The organism is Maribacter corallii (assembly GCF_047345415.1).
Lineage (GTDB): Bacteria > Bacteroidota > Bacteroidia > Flavobacteriales > Flavobacteriaceae > Maribacter_C.
Genome location: NZ_JBLFEP010000001.1, coordinates 904,128 through 918,924, shown reverse-complemented (window position 1 = coordinate 918,924; position 14,797 = coordinate 904,128). Strand labels below are relative to the sequence as shown.

Here is a 14,797-nt window from a genome sequence, read left to right as displayed (position 1 = left end):
AAAGAGAGGCTGTTCCCTGGTGCCCATAAAACTATGGAAGCGGTCCTTATAGGTGGCAAACGCCCTAATCACTTTTTCAGTGAAGATGCAAGAAGAACGAACTCCAACAAATTCAGAGTACAAAAAAGCATGTGCGAATTGTGGTGCCGAACTAAAGTTCAAGCCCGGTTCGCATCAATTAAAATGTGAGTATTGCGGATATGAGGAATTTATCGAACAAACCAAGAGCAGTTTTGAGGAGCTAGAACTCGAACATTACCTAAAAATCGTTGGCGAGAATGCTTATACCGAAACAATAGACCTGTTGCACTGCAAGAACTGTGGCGCCAACCAACATGTTGAGGAAAATTACAAGTCTCTCGGTTGTGTCTATTGCGGAGAACCGCTGATTCGAGAAGACGTTGAAAGGGAAGGGTGGATTCTTCCCGGAGCCCTGATTCCATTCAAATTGGACGTCAAAAAGGCTAGGGGGATTTTTGAAAAATGGGTGAGCGGTATTTGGTTTGCTCCCAATAAGTTGAAAAGGGCCGCTTTAGATCCGGAAGGATTGCACGGACTTTATGTGCCCTACTGGACGTTTGATGCGAATTTATTTTCGTCTTATCAAGGGCAACGTGGGGATTATTATTATGAAACTAGACGCATACGCACTAAAAACGGAGTGCAGACCCAACAAGTTCGAAAGACCCGGTGGTCTCATGCCTCTGGGTCGGTAAAAGGTTTTGTTGATGATATTCTGATCAACGCATCCCAGAAAAAACGACGTGATATACCATCAAACATCGCTTTTTGGAATATGAAAGAACTGGTTGCGTTCAATTCAAAGTATCTTTCAGGGTTTGTAACCGAAAAGTATACCGTTTCCTTAAAGGAAGGACATCACCAATCCTTTCAAGAAGCCAAACAAATCGCTCATAACTGGATTCGAAGGGATATCGGGGGCGATACACAACGAATACACCAGGCCGATATTAAATTGGCCGATGAAACGTTCAAGCATGTGCTCCTTCCGGTGTACATTAGCTCATATCGATTCAACGGCAATGAATATCACTTTTACATCAATGGCCAAACCGGTGCATTAAGTGGAACAAGGCCCTATTCGTTTTGGAAAATTTTCTTTTTGGTGCTATTTATTATCACGGTCATCGCCCTAATTTCGATTTTTGCGAAATGAGTGGGAAAGGAAGAACACTTGTTATCGGTGATATCCATTCAGGACTAAAAGGGCTCCAACAGGTATTGGAACGAGCTGATGTCCGGTCCGATGACACTTTGATTTTTTTAGGGGACTACGTCGATGGATGGAGTCAGGCCGTCGAGACCATTGAGTTCTTGATTCAATTGAGTGCCAATCACGAATGCGTATTTATTCGTGGCAATCATGACGAACTCTGTCTGAACTGGTTAAAAGAAGGAACCGACAATCCTACTTGGATAAAGCATGGAGGCGCAGCTACCCTAGCCTCCTATGATACGGTCGGCAATGATGTTATTGACAAGCATATTGCATTTTATCAAAGCCTGACAAATTATCACTTGGATGATCAGAACCGGTTGTTTCTTCATGCGGGCTTTACCAATCTCAATGGAGTAGACCATGAATACTTCCCAAAGATGTTTTATTGGGATAGAACCTTGTGGGAACTCGCGCTGTCCATGGATAAAAAACTGGCAAAGGACAATAACAGATACCCAAAGCGATTAACGCATTATAATGAAATCTATATTGGGCATACCCCCATTTCAAAAAGCGCTTCGGTGTTGCCAAAAAATGCTGCAAATGTTTGGAACATGGATACGGGTGCGGCCTTTAAAGGCGCGCTGTCACTGATGGATGTCGATACGAAAGAGATCTGGCAAAGCGACCCCGTATACCAATTGTATCCTTTAGAAAGGGGACGAAATTGAGAGACTTCGATTTTAAAGGGTAATTGATCATTTTATTCACGATCTTTGTAAAAAACAGAAAATGGCCGAAAAGAACATACGTTTGGAGGTGATGCAAGCGATCGAACCTCAAGTAGAAGGATTCATGGAGAAATTTCTGATTCCCGTAGAAGATATTTGGCAACCATCTGATTTTTTGCCTGATTCCGAAAACGACCGTTTTTTGGATGATGTTGAAACCCTGCGTGGGGAGTCAAAAGAATTGGGTTATGATTTTTGGGTGACCATGGTTGCCGACACTATTACCGAGGAAGCCCTGCCAACCTATGAGTCATGGCTAATGGATGTAGAAGGAATTAACCAACATGATGGCAAGGGCAGCGGTTGGTCAAAATGGGTGCGTGCTTGGACCGCCGAGGAAAACCGCCATGGTGATGTGCTGAATAAATACTTGTATCTCTCTGGAAGGGTCAATATGAGGGAAGTGGAAATCACCACACAGCACTTACTTACCGATGGCTTTGATATCGGAACGGACAGAGATCCCTACAAGAACTTCGTTTATACTTCTTTTCAAGAACTGGCCACGAACATTTCTCACAAAAGGGTAGGTCAAATGGCCAAGAAAAAAGGGAATGCCCTCCTTGGAAAGATGTGTACCATTATCGCTGGAGATGAAATGCGCCATCATCTGGCCTATCGTGAATTTGTAAAGACCATTTTAGGGGAAGATCCGTCGGGAATGATGTTGGCATTCGCCGATATGATGAAAAAGAAAATAGTGATGCCCGCCCATTTCTTGAGGGAATCAGGAGGATTCATTGGGGAAGCCTTTGAAAATTTCTCCAATTGTGCGCAACGCTTAGGGGTCTATACAGCACAGGATTACGTGGATATCTTGCGAAAATTAAATGTGTATTGGGAACTTGAGACCGTGAGAAGCCTGTCAGAAGAAGCTGAAAAGGCACGTGATTACCTCATTCGACTTCCAGAACGACTCGAGCGAATTGCCGAGCGTATGAAATTTCCTGAAGATCAATACCGGTTTAAATGGGTTGAAGCGAACGGAATGGTATAAATGCTGTACTACTATCTTAGATAACTAAAAAAATCCGATGTATCACTACATCGGATTTTTTGGTTATTGATTGCGCGTAGGCATCAGTGAATCACAGTTTCCCATGATCATGTTCATCTTGCCATTTTGCCAATTCGGACCATTTGCCCTCATAGCACATTTTAGCCTGCATGGGCCATGATGCGGGATCGTGAACTTTGTAGCGTTCGCCACCACCATCTAATATTTCTTGACACCTGGCTACGGCAGTCTCCGATAGGGCTTTCCAGGTTTTGATTCCGCCCTCGTGGAACATGCTTGATATTTTGGGTCCGATACCCTCTACTACTTTTAAGTCATCTTTTTTGATGGTCTTACCCATGGCAGCTTTGGCCGCAGCAGCATCAAAAGGCGGGTCCTGTTCTACTTCAGGGGCTATAGCCGTAACGGCAGCAGCTGCGGCCGTTGAGGCAACATTAAGTTTACCATTACAGGCATCAAGATCGGCTTGTAACTTGGCGTTCTTATTTTTCAAGGTGTCGAGTTCTGCGGTATTATCAATGGTCTCTCTTGAGCTCTGACCTATCAAATAGCCCAAAATCCCACAAATCACGCCAGTTAATAAGGGAATCAACCAGCACCAAACGTTCATATTTTCGAAATCCATGTTCTTTATTTTTATGTTTAATTGATTAGTTTAATGTGACAACAGTTCTTCTGTTCTTTGCTTTGCCCTCTTCCATGGCGTTGCTTGCTATGGGTTCTGTTTGACCTTTTGAGGTAGAACTGATCTTTGCTGCCGATATACCATTTCTCATCAGGTAGTCTTTCGCGAAATCGGCCCTGTTTTGCCCAAGAACCATATTGTTTTCCGCATCACCCGTATCATCGGTATGTCCGACAATGATCACTTTTGCATCGGCGACCTTGTCTAAATAGCGCGAAATATCCGCGATTTCTTGGCGTTGCTCCATAGTAAGGTCAATGGTAGTTTCCGCCGTGTCAAAATAGAGCACCAAAGGGTTGGCCTTTACTTTTTCGTATAACACTTTTAATGCAGCTTCTTCATCCTCGGCTTTTTCACCGATACTGAAGCTTACGGGCCCCAGATACACAGCCTCTTGAGGGATCATCTCATCCATCAATTTGCTCGTGGTGTTGATCTGATTGCTCGGAATACCAATTTCGGCCATATGGTTCTTTACCGCAATGGCGCGGGCAAATCCCAAATCAGGATATGCTGTGTTGTTGTTCTCATCACTAGTGTAATACCCAGTGATGTTGATGACTTTTCCCGTATTTTCAGCGAAAAACGTTCTTAAGCTAGCAATACCATCAATAACATTTTGTGATAAGGGTGTCAGAAAAGATGAAGACGACACATTAAAATTATAATTGTCGTTTGTGTTGTACGCATATGCCCCGTCGCTTAATGCGAAAGGATAGGACGTAGCTTTCGGTGTCACTGGTGCCGTTACCGTTTCCTGCATCGGTTCTTCTTGACCCGAAGCACCACATGAACTGCAGTACATCACGTAAAAATAAACTCCCGCGAGAATGGTAATGAGCATCAACAACAGGTTCGTAGTTGTCTTTGTCATTGTTAAATTTCATTTAGTGTTTATCCTACAATGTATTAAAAAAATAACGAAATGTTAAATTAATAGGATCAAATCCCAGGATTGCCCTAGGGGATAAAAGGATGAAAAACAACAAATAGTTGCCATTTATACAGCATTGACTACCAATTATATAGAATTGGTTTCTTCTTTTCCGGAATGTATTAAATTGCCTTTAAAATATACAGAGACCCTATGGCTCCCGACAAAGTTCCGGCATTGCGATAGGGTTTTGTTTTTGCTCATATTGGTTTGATTTCATTGCCTTTTCCGGATTGTCCCTGGGAAAGAAATCGAAGGAGGGAGTAAAATATACCAGTTACACAGAAAAATCATCCAATTATACAGAAGTGAACTGGGATAAGGTGAGAATGGGATACTTTCGAAACGTACGATTTAAGAAACGATATTGAATATGAAAACGGAAGTGCTAAAAGTATTGACTTTTATAAGTATGGTGGTAGTTCTTGGGGTACAAGAGTTGCTTCATGGGAGCTGGAAGATACCTGAATTTGAAGCCACTAAAAGAAACGATACAGCTAGAAGAAGCTAAATAATATTTAAGATAACTTAGTGTTTGAGTTAGTTTGGTTAATTCCGCTGCTATTTCAAAACCATCGATCGGGGGAACAATGGATTTTGAGTAGCAGCGGATTTTTTTTGCCTTTCTATAAGTCAAATTTGATTCCCTGTGCAAGGGGCAGTTCAGTAGTATAATTGATGGTGTTGGTTTGTCTTCTCATATAGATTTTCCATGCATCCGAACCGGACTCACGACCACCACCGGTCTCTTTTTCTCCACCGAAGGCACCTCCGATTTCAGCTCCCGAAGTACCGATATTTACATTGGCAATACCACAATCACTTCCCCTGTGGCTCAAAAAATGTTCTGCTTCGCGAAGATTATTCGTCATGATTGCAGAAGAAAGTCCTTGAACGACTCCGTTTTGCGTGGCGATGGCGTTTTCAATAGTTCCAGAATACTTGAGAAGATAAAGCACTGGCGCGAACGTCTCATGCTGTACGATTTCAAAATCGTTCTGGGCCTCAGCGATAGCAGGCTTTACATAGCAGCCACTTTCATAACCATCTCCCTCTAATACACCGCCTTCAACGACGATCTTTCCACCTTCGGCAATCACTTTTTGAAGTGCACTCTTATACTGTGCCACGGCATCCGTATCGATCAATGGACCGACGTGATTGTTTTCGTCCAAAGGATTTCCGATGCGAAGTTGCCCATAGGCATCCACAACAGCATTCTTTACTTTATCATAAATGGATTCATGAATGATCAATCTGCGCGTTGAAGTACAGCGCTGACCGGCAGTACCGACGGCTCCGAAAACCGCTCCGATGACCGTCATTTTAATGTCGGCATCCGGTGTAACTATAATCGCGTTGTTGCCTCCGAGTTCCAAGAGCGATTTTCCCAATCTTGCGGCGACAGCTTGTGCCACTATCTTTCCCATCCGAATGGACCCTGTAGCTGAAACCAATGGAACATGCACATCTTGGGTCATCATTTCCCCTACTTTGTAATCTCCATTGATCAAACATGAAATACCTTCGGGAAGACCATTTGCCTTGAAAACCTCCGCAGCGATATTTTGACATGCAATTCCACAAAGTGGAGTTTTTTCGGACGGCTTCCAGACACATACATCACCACAGATCCAGGCCAAGGCGGTATTCCATGCCCAAACGGCAACGGGAAAGTTAAATGCCGAAATAATACCGACCACTCCTAATGGATGATACTGTTCATACATACGGTGACCGGGTCTTTCAGAGTGCATCGTTAAACCGTGCAATTGTCTTGAAAGGCCTACTGCAAAATCACAGATATCGATCATTTCCTGAACCTCACCAAGACCTTCTTGGTAACTTTTGCCCATTTCGTAAGAAACCAATTTTCCAAGTGGTTCCTTTAATTCACGTAGTTTTTCACCAAACTGACGTACAATTTCACCACGCTGCGGTGCGGGTTTAAGGCGCCAGGTTTTAAATGCATCGGTAGCAGCGTCCATCACCTTTTCATAATCGGCCTGGGTCGTGGTTTTGACTTTCGCGATCAATGCGCCATCGACAGGAGAATACGATTCGATAATTTCCCCTGAAGAAAAACAGCTTGAACCGGTCGATGTTCCATCGTTGATTTCTATAATCCCTAAGGCTTTCAGGGCCTCATCAATACCAAATTCTAGTGCAACTTTTGACATTTTATAACTTTTTGGATATGTATTGTTAAATTTTTTGCAAAGTTACGAATAATGTACTGATTCGCTACTGCTTTCTAAGAACCGTCATCTTGGTGATTTTTTCTTGGTCTACCTCGTAGATCAAGACCAATTCAATGGGGATCTCACTACCTTTTCTTCCAGTGATATATTCATGGTCGATCACCTTATTATCGAATACGGTTCGGGTCAATATCTTCGAATGCAGCTCAGGCGAGGCTTCAAATAAGGAAGTGTATACTTTTCTGCAGGCGTCCGAACCTTCTAAGGTAACTTTCCCCGAGGTGAAATCGACCATTTTTACATTATCATCAATAACCGACATGAAACCTTCAATATCTCTATTGTTATACGTTTGCAATTGTTTTTGTACAACTTGTTCTGGAGTCATTTGAGCGGATATGGAGAAGGTGGTCAGAATTAGGGAAAATATCAAAATACACTTCATAGTGTAAGAAAAATTAAAATCATTGCCACCAGTGCTGGCATAGCTTGTACAAAGAATATTTTTTTCGAGGCCGTCAAGGCTCCGAAGATACCCGCGATGGCCACACATCCTAAAAAGAAAAGAGCGACGTTGGTCTTCCATTCTATTGTTTCAATGAAGTAGGTCCAAATCAATCCGGCCGCTAGAAAGCCATTATACAAGCCTTGGTTTGCGGCCATTGCCTTTGTGGGTTCGAATAAGTCTTTTGGAAAACTTCTGAAAATTTTCGGTCCTTTGGTGGTCCAAGCGAACATCTCGAAATAGAGAAAATACAGGTGAAGAAATGCAACTAGGCCGATTAATATGTTAATGAATATCTGCATAGGTTTTAATTTTCATCGGCGATAAATCGTTCATCAACCGGCATTACGGTTCCACAATTGTTACAGGTTCTCAATTCTTCCGAACCATAAAAATGCTTAAAATGACCTAAAAAGTCCTTTTCAATATCATGCAAGGTGAAATAAGCTTCGTACAGTCTGTGGTTGCAGTTATCGCAGAACCATAGTAGTCCGTCGTCGACATTCATATCCGCGCGTTTGCGCTCAACCACCAAACCGATACTTCCTTCGTGCCGAACCGGGGAATGTGGAACCTTCGCGGGATGCAGGTACATATCTCCTGGACCTAGTTTCATGGTTTTTTTTTGCCCTTCTTCTTGAATATGAACTTCGATGTGACCCTCTAACTGATAAAAAAGTTCCTCTGTTTCGTTGTAGTGATAGTCTTTTCTGGCATTAGGTCCGGCAACGATCATTACAATATAATCGCCCGCGTCTTTATACAGGTTCTTGTTGCCTACGGGAGGTTTTAGGGTTTCACGGTTCTCTTCAATCCATTTGCCGAGGTTGAAAGGAGGAGCAATGGCCATAGGGTTCATTTAGCAGTTTACCTTATGGCGTTTCCCTACGGGATTCATCTACCGAACAAAAGTAAACGGGTTAACCAAATTTATAAAAAGAAAAGCATTCAGCTCGGAGAACCTGAAAGAAAGTAACTAAGAAAGAAAAACAGAAGCTATCTAAAGAAAATCTGCGTAAAGTAAAAGTCGCCTGAGGCGCTCACTTTGACACTTACTGCGGTATGGGTGAAATCACCTTCCATCGTTTTCTTATGGCTAGAACTGTTCAACCAACCTTCAAATGCTTCAAGGGCACTATTATAATCCTTGGCCACATTTTCCGCAACGAGCTCAGCTCCAATTTGCGATGATATTTTTGATGCTCTTGAGCTAAAATTGTGATGATTGATATCGCCTAACGCAATCATATAGTCGTTGTGCTCATTCGCATAGGAATAAGCGACATCATTAAATTCCAAAGTAGACTGACCCAGTGAAGTCCTGTGATCATTCACAATAGCCAAAAGTTTTTGTTCAACTTCCCTGGCATTTTCCGCCTCGACGATATTTGTAGTTTCTAAAGACTCTTTTGAGCAAGAGCCCAAAGTAAATACAAATAAAACGAGGGCCACATACTGCGTTCTCATTTTCATACAACGTTCTAAATTGTAAGTAGGCCTTGTAAAGAAGTAGGTGGGTAGAGTTATGGGGTACTCTTGTGTTCTAAAAGCTAGTTGGGGAAGCTAGCGTTGGTAATAATACGTAAAATAAGGGGCTCATCTTCGAATACCGTTATTTTTTCGATGAATGGTGCAATAAAAACTACCTTTTGTATGTCAAAGCATGCATTTTAACGATACCGGAATTCCGATGACATAAAGTAATAAATAAGTAACGGTTTCCGTTTTAACAGCATACGGGGATATTCGGGGCTTCATATTCACGGTATTTTGGGATGTTTTTTATTAGGCCCTATCGTACTTTTAAAAAAAACAACTCGATGCCAATAAAACCTATCCTACGTATTGTTCTTTTACTGATATTACTTACTGCATGTAATACGAGAGAGGATAAATCTACTGTAGCTGAAGCGTTTGAAAACCTAAACCAATACCAAGCGTATGTTACCGAAGTATCCCACGGGATCATCTCGGCGCAAAGTGATGTCCGAGTGGTCATGAATATGCCTGTTGCCGTATGGAATAAAGGTGATGAATTGGATTCTGATTTACTCAGGGTTTCCCCAAGAACGAAAGGAAAGGTAGTCGCCTTAGATACCAGAACGGTAGCCTTTATACCCGAAAAAGGATTTGAACAAGATACAGAGTATACGTTTCAATTCGCTCTATCGGACATCGTCGATGACCTTCCAAAGGCTTTGAGGACGATGACGTTCGGGGTTCGGACGCTACAACAACAGTTCAATATATATACGAATGCCCTTCAATCGTATTCGAAAGACAGACAATACGTAGATGGACAACTTCGTACTTCGGATATCATGTCTCTGGAAATGGCCCAAGAGTTGGTTTCGGTACATCACCAAGGGAAGGCCGTTGCCGTAAAGTTTGATGAAGTAGTCTCCAAAGGAACCCAGTTTCAATTTAGAATAGATAGTATTCAACGTCATGAAGAAGATTCAAATCTGGAAATCTCTTGGAACGGAAAAAAGTTCAACATCGAAAGTGAAGGAAAGAATATTTTGAATGTTCCCGGTAAAAGCAACTTCACTGTTCTTGATGCGAGTGTCGAAATCGGTGACGGACAAACCGTTAGTGTCAGTTTCTCGGACCCTTTAAAAAAAGGTCAAAATTTTAAGGGCTTGGTGGTTCTTGAAGGAAGTGCAAACCCGAAGTATACAGTAGAAGGGAATACGTTGAAACTGTATCCATCACAAGAACTAAAGGGTACTGCGATGCTTGAGGTGTTGCAAGGTATTGAAAGTGAGGATGGGTACAAATTGAAGGTGAAGTATGACCAACGTCTTGCTTTTGAACAGCTCAAGCCTCAAGTGAGGCTACTTTCAAACGGAACGATCTTGCCCTCTTCGAATAACCTGAAAATCAATTTTGAAGCAGTCAACTTGAAGGCGATCGATGTTTCTGTATTCAAGATATACCAAAATAACATCCTGCAGTTTTTACAGAATAATAGTATCAACGGCCAATCCAATTTGCGCAGTGTGGCCCGACCCATTGCGAGAAAAACGATCGCTCTTCAGAATAGCTTGGCGATTACCAATGGAAAATGGTCCGCGCACGCGCTTGATTTGAGCAAACTGATTTCCCCGGAAGTCGGTGCGATGTACCGTGTTGAGTTGAACTATAGGCCCAAGTACAGTTCCTATAAATGTGACACGACCAATTTTGACCACGAGGAAACGGAAGAAGACGATTTTGATGAGGAGCAGGAAGATAGCTTCTGGGACGGCGTCGAGGGCTACTACAATGAATATGACTATTATGGCTACAACTGGAACGAGCGAGAAAATCCGTGCGATAAATCGTTTTACTACGACAAAAAAATAGGAATGAACGTCTTGGCGACCGATATCGGTGTCACCATTAAAAGAGGGGCGAACAAGAGCTATTTTGTTGCCGTGAACGACCTATTGAATACCAACCCGATTGCTGGAGCCAAGGTTACTTTTTACAATTATCAACAACAGACCGTAGGCCATATCATTACGGATGCCGACGGTACTTCGATTTTTGATTCGGAAGAATTGGCCTTTTTTGCCATTGCGGAAAACAATGGTCAAAAGAACTATGTGAAGTTGAACGATGGCAATGCCTTGTCAGTCAGTAAGTTCAATGTTTCGGGTACACGTTTACAAAAGGGAATCAAAGGCTTCATTTTTACAGAGCGCGGAGTCTGGCGCCCAGGCGATGCGATATTCCTGTCGTTTATGTTGAACGATAATGCGAATACCCTTCCCGAAGATCACCCGGTGAAGTTAGAACTATTAGATCCATACAATAAAGTGGTGCATCGCGAGATTGCTACAAATGGACTTCACAATTTCTACCATTTCAAGATGAAGACCGATGAAAATGCCCCAACCGGAAACTGGCTGGCCAAAGTTTCCGTAGGCGGTGCTTCTTTTACCAAAACGTTGAAGGTCGAAACGATCAAACCAAATCGTTTGAAAATTAAAACGGCATTCGATGATGAGTTGCTTCAAGGGTCGAAGCCCCTAAAGGGTGCAATGGAGGTAAAATGGTTACACGGCGCGATCGCCAAAAATCTCAAAGCGGATATTACGGCGAAGTTTAATCCGGCAACCACCACTTTCGAAAAGTTTCCAGGGTATGTATTTGATGATCCTACCCGTAGTTTCTCATCGGAAGACCAAGTGGTTTTCGATAGTAAGATCGATGCACAAGGAAAAGCCGACTTCACCATAAACCCACAAATGACAAGTAAAGCGCCAGGAATGTTAAAAGCGGCGTTTATCACGAAAGTGTATGAAAACGGTGGTGATTTCAGTACTGATGTTTTCACCAAACCCTATTCACCCTATAATACCTATATCGGTTTGAATTCCCCGAAAGGAGACAAGCAAAGGGGCATGCTCTTGACGGATGTCAAGCACAAATTCGAACTGATTTCTGTTGATGAAAACGGTAAGGCCAAGGTCGCAAGAAACCTGAAGGTATCTATCTATAAAGTACAGTGGCGATGGTGGTGGGATACTTCTGAAGATAACCTATCCTCATATAGCAATAGCCAATACCGTGAAATGGTATTTGAGAAAACGATCAATACCGGAGCGAACGGAAAAGCAACCTTTGATTTTGAATTGAAGTATCCTGATTGGGGTAGATATTTGGTACATGTAGAAGACCCTATCGGCGGACATGCCACCGGCAAGGCCATTTATATTGACTGGCCGGGTTGGGCGGGCAAGTCTAGAAAAGGAGACCCGTCGGCTGCAACGATGTTGGTGTTCTCAACGGACAAGGAAACCTATAATGTGGGCGAAACGGCCACTGTGAGCTTTCCAAGTTCTTTTGGAGGAAGGGCCTTGGTGACCGTTGAAAATGGAAGTGAAGTATTGGAATTGAGATGGGTGGAAACCGTTGAAGGGGAAACAAAATTTGAACTGCCCATTACCGATCTTTATACACCGAATGTATTCATCAATATTGCTTCGTTACAACCGCATGCAAATACGAAGAATGATTTACCTATTCGGATGTATGGTATCACTGGCATATCAGTCGAAAATAAGAATACCAAATTGGAGCCGGTCATTGCAATGCCCGACGTCTTGCGTCCTGAAGAGAGCATTACCGTAGCGGTATCCGAGCAAAATAAGAAGGCAATGACCTATAGCATCGCCATTGTTGACGAAGGCCTTTTAGATTTGACACGTTTTAGAACCCCAGATCCCTGGCATACATTTTACGCGAAAGAGGCATTGGGTGTCAAAACGTGGGATGTATATGATGATGTAATCGGTGCTTTCGGTGGAAAGATAAATCAAGTTTTTGCTATCGGCGGTGATGGTGAACTGGCTGGGGCGAAGAATAAAAAGGCAAACCGTTTTGAGCCGATGGTACTGCATTTAGGGCCATTTAATCTAAAAAAAGGGCAGACCAACTCGCATGAGGTGAAGATTCCAAAATATGTGGGGTCGGTTCGCACCATGGTCATCGCGGGCAATCATACAGAGGAGGCGTATGGACAAGCGGAGAAAACTACTCCTGTTCGTAAACCCTTGATGATTTTAGCTTCCTTACCCAGAAAAATTACGCCGGGAGAACAAGTGACCTTACCCGTTACTGTTTTTGCCATGGAAAAGAAAGTCAAAAACGTCAGCTTGAAAATCAAAAAGGACAAGGCGTTCACCGTTGTTGGTGAACAAATTCAAAAACTGACATTCACGCAGCCGGATGAAAAGATGGCCTATTTCAAGTTGAATGTATCTGATTTCTCGGGGATCGGAAAAGTAGTGGTAGAGGCGTCTGGTGGAGGCGAAAGCGCATCTTTTGAAATTCCGATCGATGTGGTAAACCCGAATCCGGTGACCTCGGAAACCACTGAGTTGGTGCTGGAGCCGAATTCTAGTCAAACCGTAAGCCTACAAACTTTTGGAGTGGCGGGAACTAACACTGCTCAAATCGAATTCTCCACCCTGCCACCGATGAATTTCAACGGCCGAATGCAATACCTGATTCGCTATCCGCATGGTTGTGTAGAGCAGACGACTTCGGGTGCCTTCCCACAGTTGTTTTTAGCGGATATTTTCGATATCCCCTCGGAGAAACAAAAACGTATTCAAAAAAATATTGAAAGCGGAATCAAGCGTTTGGGCAGTTATCAAAAACCCGGTGGAGGGTTTTCGTATTGGCCCGGTCAAAACTATGTCAATGATTGGGGGACCACCTATGCTGGACATTTCTTGTTGGAAGCTGAAAAAAGAGGGTATGTACTACCTATCGGGTTTAAATCAAGTTGGATTTCCTACCAACAGAATGTCGCCAAACAGTGGCGTTCAGGACAAAATTCCGATTTGGCCCAGGCCTATCGTTTATATACCCTGGCCCTTTCGGGAAATGCCGATGTAGCCAGTATGAACCGCTTGCGAGAGAGTGCTGGTATTACGAACGAGGCCAAATTCCGTTTGGCGGCCAGTTATGCGCTGATCGGGCAGGCCGACGTGGCGAAAAAAATAGTGGCCGGAGCGCGATTGGAGGTTGAAAATGATACATATGATTATTATACCTATGGTTCTTCAGATAGAAATAGGGCTATGGCTCTAGAAACCTATGTTTTACTTAAGGACAAGGCCAAAGCACAGGATGTGGCGAAAAAAATTGCACAAACCCTTTCCGATAAACGTTATATGAGTACACAAAGTACGGCATACAGTTTATTGGCGATGGCGAAATTCGCTGAACTGATCGGCGGTAAAGGAATTCGAACGGTAGTGACCTTCAACGGAAGATCACAAAATGTCACCACCGAAAAAACCTTAGCAAGCCGCTCACTGGATATTAAAAAAGGAAGTAACGGCATCACCATAAAAAATGAAGAGGGTAATCTGGTCTATGTGAATATTGTCAATAACGGGATACTACCGGTAGGTCAAGAAAAAACACTTCAAAAAAACCTTTCCGTGCAGCTAGTCTTCAAAGGTAGAAATGGATCGCGATTGGATCCGACGACGATTTCCCAAGGTACTGATTTTGTTGCTGAGGTTACCTTGACGAATACTACGTCAAATCGTTTGAAAGACTTTGCCTTAACGGAAATCTTCCCTAGCGGTTGGGAAATCGTAAATACTCGTTTTACCAATTTTGGAAGTTTTGCCGAAAATCAAGTGACCTATACCGATTTACGAGATGATAGGGCCAACTTTTATTTTGATATGAAACCGAATGAAACCAAGACCTTTCGGGTTTTATTGAATGCGTCGTATTTAGGGCGATATTACCTGCCAGGTATCCAGGCCGAGGCTATGTATGATAACGATTATGTGGTGCGAACAAAAGGGCAATGGGTCGAGGTGGTGCAATAGGAGACTTCCAATTCAACTACAAACACCAAAAAGAAAATACTTTTATGGACAAAAGGCACTGATGTGGGTTCATCAGTCGACTAGAGTACATGAAGTACATTAGTTGGCCTCTTCAAAGTGTGAAACGATGTCTAGAT

The 14,797-nt window shown here is 42.9% G+C and carries 12 protein-coding genes; 5 read left to right on the top strand and 7 right to left on the bottom strand.

Features of this window, described 5'->3' with window-relative positions:
* Positions 1–85: 85 nt before the first annotated feature.
* From ACKWCA_RS04215 to ACKWCA_RS04205, 3 genes are all read left to right on the top strand, one after another.
* Complete coding sequence (locus ACKWCA_RS04215) at positions 86–1,177, top strand: TFIIB-type zinc ribbon-containing protein (RefSeq protein WP_413977121.1); 1,092 nt, start codon at positions 86–88, stop codon at positions 1,175–1,177.
* Positions 1,174–1,911 (top strand): metallophosphoesterase, encoded by a 738-nt coding sequence (locus ACKWCA_RS04210; protein WP_413976887.1) that lies wholly within the window; start codon positions 1,174–1,176, stop codon positions 1,909–1,911. Before ACKWCA_RS04215 ends, ACKWCA_RS04210 begins: the two co-directional genes overlap by 4 nt.
* A 61-nt stretch (positions 1,912–1,972) precedes the next feature.
* On the top strand, positions 1,973–2,968 hold the full coding sequence (locus ACKWCA_RS04205) for an acyl-ACP desaturase (protein WP_413976886.1): 996 nt from the start codon (positions 1,973–1,975) through the stop codon (positions 2,966–2,968).
* Between the two features lie 91 nt (positions 2,969–3,059).
* On the opposite strand, the gene ACKWCA_RS04200 is transcribed toward ACKWCA_RS04205, so the two are convergent.
* On the bottom strand, positions 3,060–3,614 hold the full coding sequence (locus ACKWCA_RS04200; protein WP_413976885.1) for a hypothetical protein: 555 nt from the start codon (positions 3,612–3,614) through the stop codon (positions 3,060–3,062).
* Between the two features lie 25 nt (positions 3,615–3,639).
* Positions 3,640–4,548 carry an OmpA family protein gene (locus ACKWCA_RS04195; protein WP_413976884.1) on the bottom strand — a complete coding sequence of 303 codons (909 nt, stop codon included), beginning with the start codon at positions 4,546–4,548 and terminating at the stop codon, positions 3,640–3,642.
* A 433-nt stretch (positions 4,549–4,981) separates the two neighbouring features.
* On the opposite strand from ACKWCA_RS04195, the gene ACKWCA_RS04190 reads away from it, so the two are divergent.
* On the top strand, positions 4,982–5,119 hold the full coding sequence (locus tag ACKWCA_RS04190; protein WP_413976883.1) for a hypothetical protein: 138 nt from the start codon (positions 4,982–4,984) through the stop codon (positions 5,117–5,119).
* A gap of 115 nt (positions 5,120–5,234) precedes the next feature.
* On the opposite strand, the gene amaB is transcribed toward ACKWCA_RS04190, so the two are convergent.
* The 5 genes from amaB to ACKWCA_RS04165 form a co-directional block, all read right to left on the bottom strand.
* Positions 5,235–6,788, bottom strand: coding sequence for an L-piperidine-6-carboxylate dehydrogenase (amaB, locus tag ACKWCA_RS04185; RefSeq protein WP_413976882.1), 1,554 nt, complete (start codon positions 6,786–6,788; stop codon positions 5,235–5,237).
* Positions 6,789–6,852: 64 nt separating this feature from the next.
* Positions 6,853–7,254, bottom strand: coding sequence for a nuclear transport factor 2 family protein (locus ACKWCA_RS04180; RefSeq protein WP_413976881.1), 402 nt, complete (start codon positions 7,252–7,254; stop codon positions 6,853–6,855).
* On the bottom strand, positions 7,251–7,616 hold the full coding sequence (locus ACKWCA_RS04175) for a DUF1304 domain-containing protein (protein WP_413976880.1): 366 nt from the start codon (positions 7,614–7,616) through the stop codon (positions 7,251–7,253). Before ACKWCA_RS04175 ends, ACKWCA_RS04180 begins: the two co-directional genes overlap by 4 nt.
* A 5-nt stretch (positions 7,617–7,621) precedes the next feature.
* The gene (locus ACKWCA_RS04170) at positions 7,622–8,164 is read right to left on the bottom strand and encodes a 3-hydroxyanthranilate 3,4-dioxygenase (protein WP_413976879.1); all 543 of its coding nucleotides are present in this window, start codon (positions 8,162–8,164) and stop codon (positions 7,622–7,624) included.
* Between the two features lie 146 nt (positions 8,165–8,310).
* On the bottom strand, positions 8,311–8,781 hold the full coding sequence (locus ACKWCA_RS04165) for a CAP domain-containing protein (RefSeq protein ID WP_413976878.1): 471 nt from the start codon (positions 8,779–8,781) through the stop codon (positions 8,311–8,313).
* Between the two features lie 353 nt (positions 8,782–9,134).
* Here ACKWCA_RS04165 and ACKWCA_RS04160 point away from each other — a divergent pair, with 353 nt between their 5' ends.
* Positions 9,135–14,660 (top strand): alpha-2-macroglobulin family protein, encoded by a 5,526-nt coding sequence (locus tag ACKWCA_RS04160; protein ID WP_413976877.1) that lies wholly within the window; start codon positions 9,135–9,137, stop codon positions 14,658–14,660.
* Positions 14,661–14,797 lie beyond the last annotated feature (137 nt).